General features: G+C 65.2%; 4 protein-coding genes and 1 pseudogene. 4 read left to right on the top strand and 1 reads right to left on the bottom strand.

The genetic code is table 11. The annotated features are described in order from the left end of the window. Positions 1-448: cutinase family protein (locus ACRDTL_RS19950; protein ID WP_431508423.1), on the bottom strand; the 448-nt coding region annotated here is incomplete at its 3' end. Between the two features lie 231 nt (positions 449-679). On the opposite strand from ACRDTL_RS19950, the gene ACRDTL_RS19945 reads away from it, so the two are divergent. From ACRDTL_RS19945 to ACRDTL_RS19930, 4 genes and pseudogenes are all read left to right on the top strand, one after another. Beyond that, positions 680-1,699, top strand: a complete 1,020-nt coding sequence (locus tag ACRDTL_RS19945) for an NADP-dependent oxidoreductase (protein ID WP_431508422.1) — start codon at positions 680-682, stop codon at positions 1,697-1,699. Positions 1,700-1,733: 34 nt separating this feature from the next. After that, the gene (locus tag ACRDTL_RS19940; RefSeq protein WP_431508421.1) at positions 1,734-2,474 is read left to right on the top strand and encodes a hypothetical protein; all 741 of its coding nucleotides are present in this window, start codon (positions 1,734-1,736) and stop codon (positions 2,472-2,474) included. A gap of 170 nt (positions 2,475-2,644) precedes the next feature. Beyond that, a complete protein-coding gene (locus ACRDTL_RS19935; protein ID WP_431508420.1) occupies positions 2,645-2,926 on the top strand; it encodes a hypothetical protein in 282 nt (93 codons plus the stop codon). Between the two features lie 54 nt (positions 2,927-2,980). Next, positions 2,981-3,306: pseudogene (locus ACRDTL_RS19930) on the top strand (hypothetical protein); the annotation flags it as partial.

The following is a 3,306-nucleotide window of genomic DNA, read 5'->3' as shown; positions in this document are numbered from 1 at the left end:
TGGATGGTGTCCCGAAGAGGGCCACCGCGGCGACGTGGCTGGCGACCCCGGGCGCCATCGGTCCGGTAATGGCCTCGGGCGGGGTGTAGCCGTCAGGGATTCGGTCAGAGGTGACGTAACCCGTCACGGCCGCACCTTGGGAGTATCCGCCGAGCACCATCTTGGTGTTGGGACAGTTGGCCGCCATCGAGGCGACGTGATTACCCTCGTCGATCACACCGTCGACGGCGGTCGGGAAGTCAAGACTGGCAGGATAATTGACCGGATACACGCCCACGGGTGTCCCGAGCCGGGCGTTCAACGCGTCGACGAACCCCTGCCCGGTCTCGCCGACACCGGGTGGCTCCATCGTGCCGCGGGCGAACACCACTTCCACGTTGGGGCATGGCGCGGCGTTCGCGGAGGGAGAACCGACCGCTGAACTCAGCGCCGCCGCCGCTGCAGTCACCCCCGCTGCACCGAGAAAAAGAGCGACCTGGCGTGCGCTGAGCCATGGCACCCCCAGACAGCCCCGACCAGCTTGAGTTGATTTGCCGACGTTCATTTGCCTCTCCACCACCTCACACTTTGACCTGGCGAGATCGCAGTACCCCGCTGCGTACCTCGCAAAACGAAGAAAACTCTGAACTTTGTTGATCGCGCTTCGGTTGCCGAAGCGGTCGATCGGTAGGTTCGCATCGTGCCCGGCCTCACGAACCGCCAAATCCTGCTGCGTCGCCGCCCGAACGGGCTACTCCGGCCCGGTGATACCGAGATGGTCAGCTCGCCGGCACCCGAACCCGCCGAAGGCGAGGCGCTGGTCCGCAACACATATGTCGGGATCGACGCCGCAGCGCGAACCTGGCTTAACGACCAGCCGGGCTATCTGCCGCCGGTGCAGCTGGGTGAGGTCATCAGGGCGGCCGGGATCGGCGAGGTGGTGGCGTCGCGCTGCGACGCCTACGCGGTCGGCGACGTGGTGACCACCCTGTCGGGTTTCCAGGAGTACGTCGTCGTCCGTGACGATATATTCACTACACCGATGCCCGGCGTGACCGACCAACTGGCGGTGATGTCGGTCTACGGACCGACCGGTGCCACCGCATACTTCGGTATGCACGACATCGGCCGGCCCCGGTCCGGAGAAACCGTGGTGGTCTCGGCGGCGGCCGGTGCCACCGGTTCCATCGCCGGGCAAATCGCCAAGATCGCGGGCGCCCGGGTGGTCGGCATCGCGGGCGGACCGCTGAAGTGCCGCGCGGTGGTCGAGGACTTCGGATTCGACGCGTGCATCGACTACCGGTCGGCCGGCCTGCCGGCGGCGCTCAAACAGCATTGCCCCCGAGGCGTCGACGTCTACTTCGACAACGTCGGCGGGCCGATCCTTGACGCCGTGCTGGGCCGCCTGGCGGCCAAGGCGCGGGTGGTGCTCTGCGGTGTCATCTCCAGCTACCTGACCGGCGAGCACCCGGGGCCGGCCAACTACGTCAACCTGTTGGCCAAGACCGCGCTCATGCAGGGATTCAACACGCTCGACCAGTGGGGCCGCTTCGATGAGGCGTTCGCCGCGCTGCGCCAATGGGAGCAACAGGGACTACTCGTACACCGCGAAACCGTCCTCGAGGGCATCGAGTCGTGCGTCGAGGCCCTCAACGGGCTGTTCATCGGTGTCAACAACGGCAAGATGTTGGTCAAGGTCAGCGAGCCCACGCCGGCCTGAACGTTTGCGTCAGCCGGTCATAGGATGTCGGATCGTGGGCATTCTGGTCGGCTTCGCGCCGTGGATCGTCTATTGGGTGCTTGTCGGCAACGTTCCCTTCACCACCTCCGTATTGGTCGCATTGGCGGTCGCGATCACCGCTTTTGCGATCGGCCTGCCACGACGGTCAGTGCGACGCACACTCGAAATCGGGGCTGTTGCAACGTTTCTGGTGCTCGCGGTTCTGACCTTCACGATGAGCCAGTCCGTCGTGGAACGGTGGATGCTACCGCTGAGCAACGCCGGGATCTTTCTGGCGGCTCTTGGCGGCGTGCTCATCGGCAAGCCCTTCGTGCGTGAGGTCGCCGAAGCGGGTCAGCCCGCGTTGCTGACCTGGATTTGGGTCGCGGTGTTCGCCGCTATGACGGTGTCATCCTCGGTCCCGCCGATCGTCGCGAATGACGTCACGATTCTCGATACGAAGCAACCCCTGGCGTTCGTGTGCTACTGGGTGATCCCGTCCGCACTGTTGGCGTCGGGGGCGTTCGCGTCACGACTGCTGACCGACAGGATGTCCACCGCGGTCGCCAACGTCGCACGTAAAACCACGTTTGTCGCGTACGACGAAGCCACCATCGACGAGCTGTACTACCTGGCTACCCAGCACGCCAACCGCGAAGTCGGTGCCGGTAAGGAGGCCTACGACGTCAAGGTCGGCGGTATGGGAACTCCTCTGGTGGGAGACGACGCTCGAAAGTCGTGGCCCGCGACGTATAAAGTCCGCGAGCGAGTTTGATCCGCGACTCGCCGGTGCAAACCGGGCCGGATGTCTGTTGGTGGAGGCCGGGTCGCCCTAGAGTAATCACCATGGCGACCTCCTCCAACCTGTGGCGCGACCGTGGGGGGAGGACCTCGCATGGTTTGCACGCAAAACCTCGCGCACTCGGCCGCAGGCGGGCGCGAAAAATGAGCCGGCAGTTCGCCGGCGTCGGCGTCGGAATCCCGGCGGCGCGCCTTCGGGAAATAGCGGCGGGTGCACCCTGCGCGTCCGATGAGTTCGTGAACGTGAATTTTGCGATCGTGGCCACCGAGACGAAACGCGAGGAGCGCATCGCGAAGTTCAAGCGCAGCCGACGCCGGGCCGTCTACTGGCTCATCGTGTCGGGCATGGTGCTGGCCGCACTGAACCTGCTGTTGTGCATGACCTACGTCTTCATCATCCTGGCTCTGCACGATTCCCCGTGGTGAACTGACCTCCCCGGGGCCGTGCAGCGGGCCTACCGGGACTGGCATCCTGGCCATGTGGGTTTGCTGTTTCGGTTGGCGGAACTTCTGATCGTGATAGTGCCGCTGGCCGGGGTGATTATCGCGGCGATCAAAGCGGTCTCCGCCAACAGGCGGCGAGTCGAGGAATCGCGCGACCCCGACCGGGCGGTGGCCGCGCCCCGCCAAAACACCGACGGCAATCAAGTCGCCCGGTGGCGGTCGTTGACACGCACCCTGGAGGAGCACGGCCGAACCGACGCCCGCTGGCTGGACTACGAACTTGACGTCGCCAGGCTCCTCGACTTCCCGCTGATGACCGACATGCGCGATCCGCTCACAATCGGTTTTCACCGAGCCAAGCT

This window comes from Mycobacterium sp., from assembly GCF_050700595.1.
In the GTDB taxonomy this organism is placed as follows: Bacteria; Actinomycetota; Actinomycetes; order Mycobacteriales; family Mycobacteriaceae; genus Mycobacterium.
This window is presented reverse-complemented; position numbering and strand designations above follow the sequence as displayed.